General features: G+C 68.1%; 15 protein-coding genes. 8 read left to right on the top strand and 7 right to left on the bottom strand.

Going from position 1 to position 15,218, the window contains the following annotated elements; translation table 11 throughout:
- Positions 1 to 100: 100 nt before the first annotated feature.
- The 6 genes from OHA58_RS33700 (at position 101) to OHA58_RS33725 (ending at position 6,757) form a co-directional block, all read left to right on the top strand.
- The gene (locus OHA58_RS33700; protein ID WP_405483486.1) at positions 101 to 1,513 is read left to right on the top strand and encodes a purine-cytosine permease family protein; all 1,413 of its coding nucleotides are present in this window, start codon (positions 101 to 103) and stop codon (positions 1,511 to 1,513) included.
- A gap of 49 nt (positions 1,514 to 1,562) precedes the next feature.
- Positions 1,563 to 2,045, top strand: a complete 483-nt coding sequence (locus OHA58_RS33705) for a nucleoside deaminase (RefSeq protein ID WP_405483487.1) — start codon at positions 1,563 to 1,565, stop codon at positions 2,043 to 2,045.
- Between the two features lie 40 nt (positions 2,046 to 2,085).
- Positions 2,086 to 3,423 (top strand): amidohydrolase family protein, encoded by a 1,338-nt coding sequence (locus OHA58_RS33710; RefSeq protein ID WP_405483488.1) that lies wholly within the window; start codon positions 2,086 to 2,088, stop codon positions 3,421 to 3,423.
- 297 nt (positions 3,424 to 3,720) lie between these two features.
- Positions 3,721 to 4,098: a hypothetical protein gene (locus OHA58_RS33715; RefSeq protein ID WP_405483489.1), complete on the top strand. Its 378-nt coding sequence runs from the start codon at positions 3,721 to 3,723 to the stop codon at positions 4,096 to 4,098.
- Positions 4,099 to 4,700: 602 nt separating this feature from the next.
- Positions 4,701 to 5,975: an FAD-binding oxidoreductase gene (locus tag OHA58_RS33720; RefSeq protein WP_405483490.1), complete on the top strand. Its 1,275-nt coding sequence runs from the start codon at positions 4,701 to 4,703 to the stop codon at positions 5,973 to 5,975.
- An 86-nt stretch (positions 5,976 to 6,061) separates the two neighbouring features.
- Positions 6,062 to 6,757: a flavodoxin gene (locus OHA58_RS33725; protein WP_405483491.1), complete on the top strand. Its 696-nt coding sequence runs from the start codon at positions 6,062 to 6,064 to the stop codon at positions 6,755 to 6,757.
- On the opposite strand, the gene OHA58_RS33730 is transcribed toward OHA58_RS33725, so the two are convergent.
- From OHA58_RS33730 to OHA58_RS33760, 7 genes are all read right to left on the bottom strand, one after another.
- Positions 6,754 to 7,662 carry a helix-turn-helix transcriptional regulator gene (locus OHA58_RS33730; RefSeq protein WP_405483492.1) on the bottom strand — a complete coding sequence of 303 codons (909 nt, stop codon included), beginning with the start codon at positions 7,660 to 7,662 and terminating at the stop codon, positions 6,754 to 6,756. The two genes, OHA58_RS33725 and OHA58_RS33730, sit on opposite strands and share 4 nt — an antisense overlap.
- A 324-nt stretch (positions 7,663 to 7,986) precedes the next feature.
- Positions 7,987 to 9,027, bottom strand: coding sequence for a zinc-dependent alcohol dehydrogenase family protein (locus tag OHA58_RS33735; protein WP_405483493.1), 1,041 nt, complete (start codon positions 9,025 to 9,027; stop codon positions 7,987 to 7,989).
- A gap of 72 nt (positions 9,028 to 9,099) precedes the next feature.
- Positions 9,100 to 9,471, bottom strand: coding sequence for a DUF2255 family protein (locus OHA58_RS33740; protein WP_405483494.1), 372 nt, complete (start codon positions 9,469 to 9,471; stop codon positions 9,100 to 9,102).
- A gap of 41 nt (positions 9,472 to 9,512) precedes the next feature.
- Positions 9,513 to 9,965 (bottom strand): FMN-binding protein, encoded by a 453-nt coding sequence (locus OHA58_RS33745; protein ID WP_405483495.1) that lies wholly within the window; start codon positions 9,963 to 9,965, stop codon positions 9,513 to 9,515.
- A 114-nt stretch (positions 9,966 to 10,079) separates the two neighbouring features.
- Positions 10,080 to 11,477, bottom strand: a complete 1,398-nt coding sequence (locus tag OHA58_RS33750) for an MFS transporter (protein WP_405483496.1) — start codon at positions 11,475 to 11,477, stop codon at positions 10,080 to 10,082.
- Positions 11,478 to 11,690: 213 nt separating this feature from the next.
- Positions 11,691 to 12,158 (bottom strand): hypothetical protein, encoded by a 468-nt coding sequence (locus tag OHA58_RS33755; protein WP_405483497.1) that lies wholly within the window; start codon positions 12,156 to 12,158, stop codon positions 11,691 to 11,693.
- 76 nt (positions 12,159 to 12,234) lie between these two features.
- Positions 12,235 to 13,188 (bottom strand): FAD:protein FMN transferase, encoded by a 954-nt coding sequence (locus tag OHA58_RS33760; RefSeq protein ID WP_405483498.1) that lies wholly within the window; start codon positions 13,186 to 13,188, stop codon positions 12,235 to 12,237.
- A 294-nt stretch (positions 13,189 to 13,482) separates the two neighbouring features.
- Between OHA58_RS33760 and OHA58_RS33765 the strand changes: the two genes are divergently transcribed.
- Positions 13,483 to 13,932, top strand: coding sequence for a hypothetical protein (locus OHA58_RS33765; RefSeq protein WP_405483499.1), 450 nt, complete (start codon positions 13,483 to 13,485; stop codon positions 13,930 to 13,932).
- A complete protein-coding gene (locus tag OHA58_RS33770) occupies positions 13,929 to 15,143 on the top strand; it encodes an RNA-guided endonuclease InsQ/TnpB family protein (protein WP_405483500.1) in 1,215 nt (404 codons plus the stop codon). Before OHA58_RS33765 ends, OHA58_RS33770 begins: the two co-directional genes overlap by 4 nt.
- Positions 15,144 to 15,218 lie beyond the last annotated feature (75 nt).

Consider the following 15,218-nt stretch of genomic DNA (forward strand, 5'->3'; position numbering starts at 1 on the left):
CGAGCCGGCACCGGTTCACTGATGCCGTTCCTGGTGCACACCCGCTCAAGCCCGCATGCCCAACGTCCCGGGCGCCCCCGCTTCCCGTGAGGAGACCTTCATGCGTGCCAGCCGTTTCCCCGCCGGACCACCACCGGCCGAGACCGCGCTCAGTATCGAAAGGCTGGGAGCCGAGCCGGTGCCGGTGGATCGCAGGCACGGTCGGCCCTGGTCCCTGTTCACGCTGTGGTTCGGCGCCAATGTGCAGTTTGCGACGCTGAGCGTGGGAGCCCTGTCCACCGCGGTCTTCGGCCTGGATCTCGTGCCAGCCGTCTGCGCCATTGCCCTGGGGACCCTGCTGAGTTCAGCCCTCGTCGGTCTCTTCTCGACCCGAGGGCCGCTGACAGGAGTGCTCCAACTGATCCAGGCGCGCGGGCCGTTCGGCCGACTCGGCAATCTGCCGTCGGCCGCCTTCACCGTGGTCAACGGCGTCGGCTGGTGCGTGGTCGACACACTGCTCGGCACCTTCATCCTGCGTGAGGTGGCCGGCGTCGGCTTCACGACGGCCCTGGTGATCATGGCTGTGGCGCAGCTGTCCCTGGCCATCGTCGGCTACCGGATGATCCACTACGTCGAGCGCGGACTCGCCGTCCTCCTCGTCATCGTCTTCGTGGTGGTGTCCGTCTACGGGTTCGGGCAGGCGCACGCCGAGGCACCGAGCGAGCCGCACGCGGGGAGTGCCGCAGCGTTCCTGCTGGTCGTCGCCGTGACAGCGGCCCGAGTGCTGGGCTGGTCGGCGTACGCCTCCGACTACAGCCGCTACCTGCCCGCCACCTCCCCGCCCCGCCGGGTGTTCCTCGCCGCAGGCGGCGGCAGCGCCCTCGCCGGCGGGTGGATCGGTGCGCTCGGCGCGGCGATCGGTACGGCAGGAGCTGTCGACAATCCGAGCTCCCTGGTCAGTGACCTGCTGCCCGAGGCGCTCGGCACGGTGGTACTGCTCTCGCTGCTGCTGTCCACGCTCGCCTCGACCGTCATCGACCTGTACTCGGGCGCAATGGCCGCGCTCGTGGCCGGATTTCCCCTGCCCCGCTGGGTATCGGTCCTTGTCGTCGGTGGCCTCGGCACGGCGCCTTCCTGGTACGCCGGACACGGCGACTTCGCCCGGCAACTGCAGGACTTCCTCCTCATGACCGGATACTGGCTCGCTCCCTGGGCTGCGGTACTGATCGTCGCGTACTGGGTGCGAGAGCGGCACTCGTGCGGTCTGACCAAGCTGTTCGACGCCCGTCACCGCTTCGGCTGGGGGCTGCCCAGCGTGCTCCTGGCCCTGGTCGTGGAGATCCCGTTCATGAACCAGTCCCTGTACACCGGGCCGATCGCCGCTGCGCACCCCGCCGCAGGTCCGCTTGGCCTCTTCGTGGGCTTCGCCGTCTCGGGGCTGTCGTACGCCGCGCTGACCGCCTGGAGAGCAACACCCGCCGCCACCGCCCCCGAGGCGACAACGCCGAACACGGCGACTGCGGCCGTCGAATGAGCCCTGACGTCGAATGACCCCTGAGAACACCGTCTGCCAAGGAGAACCCGTGTCCCATACCCCCGAAGTCGAAGACGAGAAGTTCCTGCTCGCCGCGATCGAGCGCGCAGCCCGTGCCCGCGAGGGCGGCAACCACCCCTTCGGCGCGCTCCTCGTCCTTGACGGTGAACCGGTTCTTGAAGCCGGCAACACAGTCATCACCGACCGCGACGCGACCGGGCACGCCGAGACCAACCTCGTACGGCTCGCGTCCAGGACCTACCGCCGGGAGCAACTGGCACGCGCCGCGCTCTACACCAGCACCGAGCCCTGCGCGATGTGCGCAGGGGCCGTCTACTGGAGCGGCATCGGACGGGTCGTGTACGCACTGGGCGAGGACGAACTGCTCGCGCTGACCGGCGCCAACGAAGAGAACCCGACGATGGCGCTGCCCTGCCGCGAGGTGTTCGCCGCCGGTCAGCGGCCGGTCGATGTCCGCGGACCCTTCCTGTACGAGAAGGCCGCGTCGGTGCACGACGGCTTCTGGCACTGACCCCCGTCGCACCCCACCCCCCGAACCGAGGAGCCGCACCATGCCACGAACCCGCACCCTCATCCGCAACGGCATCGTCATCCCGTGCGAGGGAGGAAAGGCCGTCCTCGACCCCGGATCCGTCCTGATCGAGGACACAAGGATCGCTGCCGTCGGTACGGTCGAGGAGCTGGACGCGGCCGCCGCGGACGCCGAGATCGTCGACGCCACCGGCCACGCCGTCATACCGGGCCTGCACAACACCCACCTGCACTCAGGTCTCCTGCGCGGCACGGCGGAGTCCAAGTCCCTCTGGGACTGGCTGCGCGACTATGTGGATCCCGCCCACAAGGCCCTCACCCCCGACATCGCCGAGGCCGCGTCCCTCCTGTGCTACACCGAGTCGCTGCGGGCCGGCACCACGTCCGTGATGGACATGTGGCGCCACATGGAAGGTTCCGCCCACGCCGCCGAGCAGGTCGGCATCCGCGCCACTCTCGTTCCGTACGTCGCGGACCTCCCCGGCTACGACTACTTCGAGACGCTCGAAACCAACCGGCGACTGCTGGAGAACTATCGCACCTACGCGGGCGGCCGCGTCCGCTCCTGGGTCGGACTCGAGCACCTCTTCTACTGCAGCGCGGAGGGTTTCAAGGCGGCCGCCGCGCTTGCCGAGGAGTTCGACACCGGACTGCACACACATTCCTCCGAGACCATCTGGGAAGTCGAGGAATCCCTCCGGCAGTTCGGACGCCGCCCGATCGAGGAGTTCTACAACCGGGGCATCCTCGGCCCGCGCACCGTGGTGGCCCACTGCGTATGGCTCGACGACCGGGAGATTGAACTCCTCGCGCGGACGGGTACCAGCGTCGCGCACTGCCCGTGCTCGAACATGAAACTGTCCTCCGGGCCCGCCCGGGTGATCGACATGCGCCGCAAGGGCATCGCAGTGGGTCTGGGCAGCGACGGCGAGAAGGAGAACAACAACCTGGATCTCCTGGAGGAGATGAAGTTCGCCTCGCTGTTGCAGAAGGTCTCCACGCTCGACCCGACGACAGGCGACCCATGGGACATCCTCACCATGGCCACGCTGGAAGGAGCCCGCGCGCTGGGCCTCGACGGGGTGACCGGATCGCTCGAGGTGGGAAAGCAGGCCGACATCGTCACCGTGAACCTGCTGGGCCTGCACACCACCCCCCTGCTGCACGGCGACGACTTCAACGCCGCCGCCCACCTGGTGTTCTCCGCCGGCGCCGCCGACGTGGAGCAGGTGTGGGTGGACGGCACCCTGCTCGTCGACGGGGGACGAGTGCTCAGCGTCGACGCCGGGCAGGTGCGCGAGCGAGCGCAGCGGGCCGCCGAGGACCTCTTCCGCCGACGGGCGGACCTCGAACGCTGAGCGATCCTGGTGCCGGTGCACGCTCGTAGCGTGCACCGGCTCTCCTGCGTCGGGGTGGTGGCTGGTTGACGGTGACGTCCTGGTGGTTGGCCCCGTGGGCATACGTCATGGTGTGCCGTCGCGGCGCATGAGACTGCCTAGCAGACAACGGCTCCGCCTGGGGCCGTTCTGGGGGGCCCTGTCGCAACCTTGCTGCGCACACCCCGGCACAGCGCGGCCTGCCACTCTCGGAGAGTTCCCAGCACAATGGGGTCACACGTGCATGGCGTTCGAACGAGACCGGGCAGGAGGAGACGCATGGCGCGAGACCGGAAGCAGCTCCTCGTGCTTGTTCTTGCCGTACTCCTGGTGGCCCTGCCGTTCATCGGTGTTCTCACGCCCGCGCCTGCGAGCGCGTCGCCGTCGGCCGCGGCGTCCTCCACCGCCTTGCTCGTCGAAGACAGCGCCGACGCGTTCGCCACCTGCGGTGACGCCGAGGAGATCGTGGACCCGGACGCCTGGCCGGCGGGCCGTGACCGCCACCGCCCCGTTGCAGAGCCCGACACGAAGGCCTCTGCGAGAGGCTTCCGGGAGAACGACGAGTACACCGCGCTGCCGCCAGGAAGCCTCCCGGCGTCGCATCTCGCGTCGAGAGCCGCGCAGTCGCCGGGGTCACTTCAGGTGTTCCGCTGCTGAGCCTGGCTGCGACGGCCGACGTGCCGTCCAGTCTCTGAAACACCGTTAGTACACCGGCAGTTGGGCCCATGTCCGGCCCTGCGCGTCTGCGCTACGCGCCTCGTCCGTACACCCCTCGCGGCACTGAGGCCCGGGGTGGGGTTGGTCGTGTTCCCCTGCCGGTCGTGTTCCCCTGCCTCGCATCGCGCCGTTGATCCGCCGCGCCCCGACGACACCCGCCCACGGCCCCCACCGAGGAGCCCACCGCAGGGCAACGACCGGCTGGCACGAACCGGCGCACCACCTGGCACACCGCACCATGAAAACCAGGAAGAACCTCGATGAGTCATACCTCGAATCCGGCCGAAGGCGAAGAATCCATGGGCCGGATAAGCCATCACCACAACTCCTCGCCGAAGTGGGATGGCGCGTGAAAACGAAACATAAGCTGATCGTCCTGATTGCCCTGGCCGTGCTGGCCATGTCGGCTCTCTTCTACATCAACCTGCAACACGTACGGGACACGGGCCCGCGCGGAGCGGTCTCGTCCGGTGACATCGGATCGACCCGAGGCGGTCCGTTCTCGACGGATCCCCACGGTGTACCGGGGCGGAGTCTCAGCGATGCTGCGTAAATTTCTGTTCTGGAGCGTCGCGGTCATCTTTCCGCTTCCGCTGGTGCTCACCTATGACTCGGTGGCCACGGAACCCGAGCAACTGCGGTTCTATATCTTCCTCGGCCTGATCGCCTACAGCTGGTGGTTGCTGGCCATCGCGCTGAGTGTGCGACCACCCTGGCTCGACCGCTTCGTCGGACTTCCGGCGATTTACGGCCTGCACGGGATGCTCGGTGTTCTGGCGATCTGCGCCGCGTATCTTCACAGCGAGAATTCGTACGCACCGAGCCAGTTGGCGCGAGACCTCGGGGACTGGAGCTTCTACGGGGCACTCACCGTGCTCAGTTACTCGGTGTTCTTCATGAGCGGGTGGCTGACCGACCGGTCAAGGCTGCTGCTCTCGGTGAAGCGAACTCTGGAGAGGATCTTCCGGCACCAGATCTCCGTGTGGATCCATCGCCTCAATGTGCTGATCGTGGCCATGATCTGTGTGCACACCCACCTCCTTCTCCGTGTGAACCAGCACCTTTCCTTCATGGTGCTCCTCGACCTGTACACGGTCGTCATCGTCGGTGCTTATGCGTGGAAGAAATGGATCGCGCCCGACACCTATCTGACGGGGACCGTCATCGGAAACGAGGCGCGTGGCGAGTCCACCCGCAAGATGTCCGTGGCGCTCGACGGCACAGCAGCGAAGCTGCAGCCGGGCGATTCCCTGTTCCTCCGCTTCGAGGGCACCCCGGCCGTCAGCAGGGAATGGCACCCCTTTTCCGTGACCGACGACAACCAGGAAACGCTCACCTTCACGATCAGCCAGCACGGCGACTTCACGCGCCGCCTCGGCCGGGTCGCCCCGGGAACCGCGGTGCGCCTTGAAGGGCCGTTCGGTCGGTTCGAATCGATACTCCAGGACCGCGGCGCGGACGCTCCGCTCGTCCTCCTCGGTATGGGCGCGGGCGTGGCGCCGCTGCTCAGCCTCACGGCAGCCCACCACACCACGCGCGACATCCACCTGCTGTGGGCGGTGCGCAAGCCGGAGGACGCCTACTACCTCGACGAGCTCGAGAAATACCAGGCAGCGTCCGAAGGACGTTTCCAGGTCACCACGAGTATCGGTCGCTTCCGCCGCGACGACCTGGCCCGCGCCCTTTCCGCCAAGGAAGTCGAGAAGGGTCAGTTCTTCATCGTGGGCCCGAACCCCGCAGTCCTCGCGAATCGGCGCCTGCTCCGGCGCATCGGAGTCGGCGTGCGACGTATCCACGATGAGCGCCTGACCATGTAGGCGGCGTGCCGCCGGCAGCCCGGGGCCCCCTTTTCCTCCTGCGTCCCGGAAGGGAACGCACTACTCACGACACGGAGCTTTCTGACATGACGCACACGACACGGACACGCCGCAATTTCCTCGCGCTCGGCGCCGCCGCCCTCGCCGGGGCCGGTGTCGCGGGCTGCTCGACACTCGGGATCGGTGATTCCTCCACCGCTTCCGGCCCCTCCAGGGCGCCCAAGCCGATCAACAAGGCGCGCACCCTCGTCGCGTACTTCTCGAGGCCGGAAACGGATGACCCGAACGGTATGACCGAGGACGAGGCGAACAGTACGCACGTCGTCAACGGCAAGGTTCTCGGAAACACTCAATACGTCGCGCAGATCATCGGGCAGCGTACTGGCGCGGAACTGTTCCGCATCGAGACGGTGGAAAATCTTCCCCGTGATCACGGTGCGCTCGAAGATCTCGCACTCTCCTGGCAGGAAGCGGACGAGCGGCCGAAGCTGAAGTCGAAGATCCGGAATTTCAAGGACTACGACACCGTCTTCATCGGCTACCCGATCTGGTGGTACGAGATGCCGATGCCCATCCACACGTTCCTCGAGGAGAACGACTTCAAGGGCAAGATCGTCATTCTGTTCACCACGCACGGCGGAAACGGCCTTTCAGGAACTGTCGAAACGGTCACCGAGAAGCTCCCCGATGCCACGGTGCTCAGCAATGGGTTCACCATCTCGCGGGACGACATGGGTGACGCCGAAGGAGAGGTGCGCGACTGGCTCAAGAGCGTCAGCTAGCGAGTCGCTGTTGCCGTCGACGGAGCGCATGCTTCGTCGACGGCTGGGCGCTGGTCAGCCGTGTCGTCAAGCCGGGCGAGCGCTGCATGGTCGGGTGTGCCCGCTTCGGCCGTGAAGATGCCGAGGCGCTGACCAGTGGATCCCTCGATCTCCATGGACTGGTAACTCAGTGTGATTGTGCCGACTTGCGGGTGGTGGAAGGTCTTCTGTCCGTCCCTGCGGCGACCCTTGACCTCGTAGCGCTCCCACAGCTCGGCGAAGTGAGGGCTCTTGGCCTTGAGTTCGTCGACCAGGGCTGTGACGTCGGGAGCATCCGGCTCGGTGGCGGTCACGGCACGGAGCCGGGCCACACCGCTGATGGCCTGGTTGTCCCAGTCGTCGAAGATCTCCCGGGACGCAGGATGCAGGAAGAGGTAGCGGGCGATGTTGCGCTGCTCGGCAGGCCAGTCCGAGATGCCCGCGCAGAGGGCCAGCGTGCTGGGATTCGCCGCCAGCAGGTCGAGGGTCCGGCTGATCACGTATGCCGGGTGCGGACGCAGGATCTCAAGGAGCAGCCGTGTCTGAGGTTGCACGGTGCGGTCGGGCGTGACAGGCGTCGCCGGACCGAAGCGGGCGGCGCGGGCGGCGAGACTGCGCAGGTGCTGGTGTTCGTCGGCGGTCAGTTTCAGCGCACGGGCGAGAGCGTCTACGACCTCAGGGCTGGGGCGGGCCTCTTTGCCGCGCTCGAGGCGCGTGTAGTAGTCGATGCTGACCCCGGAGAGGGTGGCGAGTTCCGCGCGCCGCAGACCGGGCGTGCGCCGCGACCCCGAGCCCACGGTCAACCCGACACCTTCCGGAGTGGTCTGTTCACGCCGGGCACGCAGGAAGCGCCCCAGTTCCGATCCCCCGGGCTGCTGAGATGCCATACACGCCAGTTTCACATTGGGCTGACGGGGATGGACGGCGCTTGGGGGGTTCTGTCACACCCCCTCACCGCGATGTTGGCTGTTGCCCCTGCGCATACCCAGGGGCGCTGGGCGCGGCGGGTGCGCGGAGAACACCGCCTGCGAAAACGCCGATGGACAGCAGCGTGCTCAGCGTCTCAGCGTGGAGACACGGCTGCTGTCCTCGACGGTGTCCTTGAGACGCTGGGCTTTGCCGGCCCTGGACGGGGGACGCGAACGCGATGCCCCTTCCTGCGGGATCCCAGCACCCCCTTGTCACGGCCGTGCCGCCGCGTGCGGTTCAGGTCAGGGCTGGATGAGCACCTTGAGCGCCTCGCGGTCGTTCATCGCGCGGTAGGCGTCGGGGGCGTCGTCGAGCGTGACGGTGCGGTCGAAGACCTTGCCGGGGTGGATCTCCCCGCCCAGGATGTGCGGCAGCAGCTGCTCGATGTAGGTGCGGGCCGGCGCCACGCCCCCGGTGAGCGTGATGTTCCGCATGATCATGTCCATACCGATCGGGCCCTGCGCGTACTGGGGCACGCCGACACGACCGATCGCCCCGCCGTCCCGCACAGTGGCGTACGCGGTGGTCAGGGCCTGCTCGGTCCCGACGCACTCCAGGACGCGGTGGGCACCGAGCCCGCCGGTCAGCTCGCGTACGCGGGTCTCGCCCTCCTCGCCGCGCTCGGCGACGACGTCGGTCGCCCCGAACTCGCCACCCAGGTCGGTGCGTTGGGTGTGACGGCCGAGTAGGATGATCTGCTCCGCACCGAGCAGCCGCGCGGCGATCACGCCGGAAAGGCCGACCGCGCCGTCGCCGATCACGGCGACGGACTCGCCCTTCCGGACTCCCGCGGTGTGGGCAGCGTGGTAGCCGGTGCACAGAACGTCGGACAGGGTGAGCAGGTCGGGGATGAGCGCCGAGTCCGGGGCGGTGGTGTCGGGTAGCTTGACGAGGTTGGCGGCGGCGAAGGGCACGCGTACCGCCTCGCCCTGTCCGCCGTCGACGCCGTTGAGGCCCCACTGCCCGCCGTGCAGGCACGACGTGGGCAGACCGGACCGGCAGTACTCGCAGGTGCCGTCGGCCCAGACGAAGGGCGCAATGACCAGGTCTCCGACGGCGAGGCCGGTCACCTCGGAGCCCAACTCCTCGACCGTGCCGAGGAATTCGTGCCCCATGTGCCGGGGGTGGTCGGTGGCCGGCGCGCTCTTGTACGGCCAGAGGTCGCTGCCGCACACGCAGGAGGCGACGACGCGTACGACGGCGTCGGTGGGCTGCTGGATCCTGGCGTCGGGGACGTCCCCGACGCGAACGTCTCCGGCGGCGTAGAGCAGGGTGGCCTTCATGGTGTTCCGTTTCGTTCCGTGATCGGTTTCGGGATTTCGGGTTCGGGTTGGTTCCGGGCAGGTGCCGCGGAGTCAGTGGGGGAGGAGCTTGAGGGTGGATTCGCGGGCCTGCTCGGTCAGGACGCGGTCGACGATTCCCCGGTAGGCGTCGTACTTCGCGTGGTAGGCCGCGTCGACGGACGGCCAGTCGGCGGGGTCGGCGTCGGTGAATGTGACGTCCTTGCGGACGCCGCCGGAGCTGATGCGTCCCTGGCGCTGCGCCTGGGCGCCGCGGAACCACGGGCCGCTACGGCCCTTGACGGAGCGGACGTAGACGCCGTCGCCCGCGCGCACGACCCACATGGTGACGGGCTCGCGGAGGCTGCCGTCGGATCGCTCCGACTCCAGATCGAGTTCCGTGGCCTCGGCGATGCGCTTGAGCTCGTCCATGGTCCACGTCGGCATGGTGGAACTTCCTTCCGTGGGTTTCGCTGTGCGGGTGGAGGTCACGCGGAGGCCGCCGCCTCGTCCTTGATCTGGTCGATGGCTGCGTTGAAGCCGTCAGGCGTTCCGCTGGAGCCGGCCACGCGGTCCAGCTGCACGTCGTCGATGGCCTTGCCTTCGACGAGGTCCGGGACCGCGTCTGCGAAGCGCTCCTGGTACCCGCGGGACGTCGTGTTGGTGGCGTGCGGCGTCACCTCGACGTCGGTGATCACGCCGTTGTCGAGAGTGACGGACACGCCGATGCTGGAGTTCTGGGAGCCGTATCCGCCATCGGCCGAGTAGGTGCCGTCCCGGTAGGTGCGGCTCGCGGAGGGCGACGGGGCGGACGGGCTCGCCGAGGCCGAACTCGGGGCGCTCGCACTGTCGTTGTCGGCACTGGAGCAGGCCGCAAGACCCGCCGAGAGGAGGGCGGCCGCGCCCGCGGCCAGTGCCTTCTTCCGGACGCTGATGTTCATGGTGTCTTCTTTCGGGCCAGGGACGGGAGGCATTTCCCGTTGCCCGGCCGTCCATTCGGGGTGCAACACACCCCCTCTGTCGAGGTGCGCCGCGGGGGATCGCGTGTTACGAGTTCATGACCGCGACGCGGGCTTGAGCAGGAAGCTCGCGACGGTAGTGATCAGTACCGCCGCGGCGGCGATCAGCAGGCTCGCGTCCATACCGGGCAGGAAGCCGGAGCGGCCGGCGACCATCGCGCCGAACACGGCCACCGCGAGGGCACCGCCGACCTGCCGGGAGGTGTTGAGGACACCGCTGGCGGTCCCGGCCCGCTGGGCGGGGACGTGGTCGAGCAGCAGCGAGGTCAGCGCCGGCACGGCCAGTCCACCGCCCGCGCCGACCGGGACCATCAGGGCCACGAACAGCCAGGTCGGCGCCGATGCCGGAACGAACGCCAGGAGTACCAGACCGAGGACCATCGCCACCTGCCCGGTGACAACCGGCATGCGGGCGCCGAATCGGGCGGTGAACCAGGCGGCGCTCGGGCTCACGAACGCGGTCAGCGCGGCCATCGGCAGGAATGCGAGGCCCGTGGCCAGCGCCGACAGCCCTCGGGTCTGCTGCAGGTAGAGGCTGAGCAAGAAGATCATGCCGTAGAAGCCGACGTTCAGTGCGAAGCCGATCCCGGCCGTCAGCGCCATGGTCCGCGAGCGCAGCAGCGTCAGCGGCACCATCGGGTGCTCGCGCCGTGCCTGGACGGTCACGAACACCACTGCTGCGATCACCGCGACCGTGAACGACGCCAGAACGCGTCCGGCCGTAAATCCGACCGCGCCCGTCTCGATCGCTCCGTATGTCAGGGCGCCCAGGGCGACCACAGCCGCGATCTGTCCTGCCCAGTCGTAGGATCCTTGCGAGTGGCGCGGGGACCGCGCGGTGCGGGCCAGCAAGAAGAGGGCCGCGAGACCGACGGGCAGGTTGACGAAGAAGATCATGCGCCAGGTGAGCAGGCTCAGCAGACCGCCCGCCACCGGTCCCGCGGCCGCGCCGACGGACCCGCCCAACGCCCAGATGGAGATCGCCTTGACGCGACGGCGCGCATCCGGGAACGCCTCACGGATGAGCGTCAGCGACGACGGCACGATCACCGCGGCGCCCGCACCCTGCACCAGACGGGAGACCACCAGCATGCCGAGGTTGGGGGCGAGCCCACAGGCCGCGGAAGCGGCCACGAACAGGGCCATCCCGATGCCGAACGTACGACGCGCTCCCAACCGGTCGGTCAGTGAGCCGGCCGACAACAGGAAGGCCGCGAACATCAGCGTGTAGCCGTCGACCACCCACTGCAGTGCGGTCATGCCGCCGTCGAAGCCGTCCCGGATCGCGGGCAGGGCCACGTTCACGATCTGTGCGTCCAGGGTGATGACGAAGAAGCCGAGCAGCGCGGCTCCGAGGGCCCAGCCAGCGCTCGCAGGGCGCTGCGGGGTCACCGGGCCGATGGTGACGGCAGGGGAGGTGAGGGAGGTGGACACGAAGAGTGCTCCTACTTGAAATGAACGTGCCGCAGGGGGGTGAGCGGCGACGTTCTTCACCCTCTCGCTGTGCGCTGTCTCCAACCAGGCCGAGATATGCCAGGCAGTGGCCAGCCAGGCTGTGACAGGTCCCCCCTCAGGTGTCCCGCGCAGGTCAGACGCCGGGAAGGCTCCCGGTGAGCACCTCGGTGTCGGGGAAGGCGGAACGCCGCCTCATGATCGCGTTACGCGCTCCGAGGCTTCGGCCTTGATCTTTTCGAGGGCGTCGTTGAACCCGTCGGGCGTGTGGCTGTTGCCGGCCACTCGGTCAAGGTCCACGTCGTCGATGTCCTTGCCGACCACCAGGGCCGGGACCGCCTCGGCGAAGCGCCTCTGCAATCCGAGCGAGGTCTCGTCCGTCGCGTGGGGTGTGACGTCGACGGCGGAGACTTCGCCGCTCTGGAGCGTGAGGGTCACCCCGATGCTTGATCCCCGGGTGCCGTACTCGCCGTCCACGCTGTACTCGCCGTCCGCGTACGGGCCACGGTCGGCGGACGAGCGGGAAGGCGAGGGACTTGCGGTAGAGGCGGACGGTGAGCTCGCGCCGTTCGTGCCGGTGCCGGTGGCAGTGCAGCCCACGATCACGGTTGTCACGGAGATGCCCACCAGCGCCGTGGTGAACTTCTTGCTGAGGGGTGGCATGACTTCCTTGGGTCTTGTTCTTGTTGCGCTTCTTGTCTTTGTCGCGGCTTCTACGTGAGACCTGGACGGCATGTCCTCAGGTGAAGAGTTCGCCGACGAAATCCGGTGAGTGCTCGGCGCGGCCGTCGGCGTACATGCGTACGTAGGCGAACTGGAAGGTCTCCGCGAGCCGCTGCGCCTCGGTGAAGAAGAGTGCCGTCGCCAGGCCGTCGGCCAGTGCTGTCTCGTCGGCCACGACCCACGTGGCGACCACTCCGTCGACGGGGACACCGGTCCTTGCGTCGAGCACGTGGTGCAGGCCGTCGCCCCAGGCCCGCCGAGCGACTCCGGATGCGCACAGCGCCTGGCCTTGCAGGTGGGCGACGCCGATCACCCGCTGCGGGTCGAAGGGGTGCTCCAGGCCGACCCGGATGGTCCGCTCGCCGGCATGGAGCAGGTCGCCGCTCCCGTCGACGACGAACCGAGTGTGACCGGCCCCTCGGAGCATCGCCGACAGGACGTCGACCAGGTAGCCCTTCCCGGCCGCCCCGACGTCGATCACCAGCGGCCGCCGCGTGACAAGCGTCGTGCCGTCCCGGACCACGTCCGCAGCCCAGGTCGGACGTCCCCGGGCACGCTCGGCCGCCCGCACCTCGTCGGGTGCGGGCCTGAGGGAGTACGCCGGGTCGTAGCCGAGAAGTTCCAGGTCTCGACCGACCAGCGGGTCCACGGCGCCTTCGGTGGCGGCGTACAGGCGGTCGTAGAGACCGAAGAGGGCGAGCGAGTCCTCGGGGAACTCGAACCGGCCCCCATCGGCAGCGGCGGCGATCCGGGAGACCAGTGAGTCCGGACGGAAGCGGGAGTACATGGCGTCGAACTGTCGGGTCCGGTCGAGGATGCGGGCGCGCAGGTCCGGGCTCAGCGGCTGGTCCGTGTCGATCTGCCAGCGGGTACCGATGGCATCGAAGGAGAACTGACCGCCCGGCGCCTTCGGGCTATCCAGAACGGCCGGCTCTGAGGTGTGTTCCGTATCCCGCCTCGCGTCGTTCACAGCTGCTGCTTCCTGTGGGATCGTCCTGTCACGTCTTGATCAGCGGCCGCTGAGGCCGCGCGGCCGACGCCTTGTCGACATCGCCCCCGGTGAACGTGCATCGGCTCATCAGCTTTGCACTCCCTTGACCTTGGTAGCCAGACGCCAAGGGGGCCCTGTCGTGCCCCCGCTCCCCGTTCCCCGGCTCCCTATTCCCTGGCACACCACGGTCTGCCACGCGCCGAATGCGCCCCTCACTCTGGACCGGTAGTCAAGATCCACAGGAGCGGGACGCCTGGGCCGAGCCCGTACAGCGTGTTGAGCAAGACCCGGAACGTGCTGCGTTACCTCTTCCTCCATCCCGACGCCCCCAAGCTCTTCGACGACTGGGAAGAGCAGGCCCGCGCCTGCATCGAACGCCTTCGCGTCCTGGCAGGCACCGACCCGGACCTCCCCGAACTCGTGGAACTCGTGGCCGAGCTCCTGCACAAGAGCCGGGCGTTCGCCCGCCTCTGGGAGCAGTACGACGTGCGGCTGCACACCCACGGAGACAAGACCTTCCACCACCCGCAGGTCGGTGACATCGTCCTGGGCTACCAGCCCATCTCTTATCTTGCGTGGGTATCCCCGGCTTCAGCCGGGGCGGGAAACGCATCTGCGGGCTGCTGTGACGGGTCATGTGTGCATGGGTGTTCCGTCTGCGGAGGGGTTGTCAGTGGCCTCGGTTATGTTGCTGACAAGAGCCGAAGGGGGTGGGCCGGGTGATTCGTGCGTACAAGTTCGTCATGCGGCCCACGGTGCGGCAGACTCAGGCGCTCGGCGAGATGCTGCGTGATCACTGCTCCCTCTACAACGGAGCTTTGCAGGAACGCCGTGACGCCTACCGGCACGCCTCGAAGACCAGCATCAAGTACGGGCAGCAGTCCGTGCAGCTGAAGGACATCCGGTCCTTCGATCCGGAGCGTCAGGGCCGTTGGTCGTTCTCCAGTCAGCAGGCCACGCTCCGGCGGTTGGACAAGGCGTTTTCCGCGTTCTTTCGCCGGGTCAAGTCCGGTGAGAAGCCGGGCTATCCGCGTTTTCGCGGGGTGAACTGGTTCGACACGGTGGAGTTTCCGAAGGACGGGGACGGCTGCCGGTGGGACTCCACGCCGCACGATCCGGTGACTCGTGTCCGCCTTCAAGGTGTCGGGCATGTCAGGGTGCACCAGCACCGGGCGGTGGCCGGCAGGGTCAAGACGGTCAGTGTTAAGCGTGAGGGTCGTCAGTGGTTCGTCGTGCTGACCGCCGAGCAGGTCCAGCCCGAACCGCTGCCCGCGACGGGTTCCGTCGTTGGGATCGACCTGGGCGTAGCCAGTTTCCTCGCCGATTCCGGCGGCGGATTCGTTCCTAGCCCGCGCCACGGGGCGAAGGGCGCCGCGAAGCTCGAAGCCGCACAGCAGGCCCTGTCGAGGTTTCCGTGTGTGCGCCGTGACCAGCGGACGGCCAACCACCGGCGTGCGGTCGAGAAGGTCGCGAGGCTGCACCGCAAGGTCCGCCGGCAGCGCCTCGACCACGCGCACAAAACCGCCCTTGACCTCGTGCGCGAACACGATGTCATCGCGCACGAAGACCTCAAGATCCGCAACATGGTCCGGCGTGCCGCGCCGAAGCCCGACCCTGACACGTCGGGCGCCTTCCTGCCCAACGGGGCCAGGGCGAAGGCCGGACTCAACCGCTCGATCGCCGATGCCGGATGGGGGGTGTTCCTGACGATCCTGGCCGCCAAGGCTGAAAGCGCCGGACGGGAAGTGATCGCCGTGGCCCCCCGCAACACCTCCCGCCAATGCCCCGAATGCGGGCATACCGGCGCGGAGAACCGGCCCACACAGGAAAAGTTCCACTGCGTTTCATGCGGCCACTCGGCGCACGCTGACACCGTGGGAGCCACCAACGTTCTACGGGCCGGGCTGGTCCGTCGCGACGCCGCACCGGCGTAGCGAGAAACCCCCTCATTCGTGACTCCGTTGGGAAATCCCAACGGAGTCGGAATGAGGGGGAGGAGTCACGCAACT

The organism is Streptomyces sp. NBC_00009 (assembly GCF_045040855.1).
Classification (GTDB): domain Bacteria; phylum Actinomycetota; class Actinomycetes; order Streptomycetales; family Streptomycetaceae; genus Streptomyces; species Streptomyces aureus.

Coding starts and splice junctions, on each gene's coding strand:
- OHA58_RS33715 (WP_405483489.1), top strand. CDS start 3,721: ATGGCGCGAGACCGGAAGCAGCTCCTCGTGCTTGTTCTTGCCGTACTC.
- OHA58_RS33720 (WP_405483490.1), top strand. CDS start 4,701: ATGCTGCGTAAATTTCTGTTCTGGAGCGTCGCGGTCATCTTTCCGCTT.
- OHA58_RS33725 (WP_405483491.1), top strand. CDS start 6,062: ATGACGCACACGACACGGACACGCCGCAATTTCCTCGCGCTCGGCGCC.
- OHA58_RS33735 (WP_405483493.1), bottom strand. CDS start 9,027: ATGAAGGCCACCCTGCTCTACGCCGCCGGAGACGTTCGCGTCGGGGAC.
- OHA58_RS33730 (WP_405483492.1), bottom strand. CDS start 7,662: ATGGCATCTCAGCAGCCCGGGGGATCGGAACTGGGGCGCTTCCTGCGT.
- OHA58_RS33745 (WP_405483495.1), bottom strand. CDS start 9,965: ATGAACATCAGCGTCCGGAAGAAGGCACTGGCCGCGGGCGCGGCCGCC.
- OHA58_RS33700 (WP_405483486.1), top strand. CDS start 101: ATGCGTGCCAGCCGTTTCCCCGCCGGACCACCACCGGCCGAGACCGCG.
- OHA58_RS33710 (WP_405483488.1), top strand. CDS start 2,086: ATGCCACGAACCCGCACCCTCATCCGCAACGGCATCGTCATCCCGTGC.
- OHA58_RS33755 (WP_405483497.1), bottom strand. CDS start 12,158: ATGCCACCCCTCAGCAAGAAGTTCACCACGGCGCTGGTGGGCATCTCC.
- OHA58_RS33740 (WP_405483494.1), bottom strand. CDS start 9,471: ATGCCGACGTGGACCATGGACGAGCTCAAGCGCATCGCCGAGGCCACG.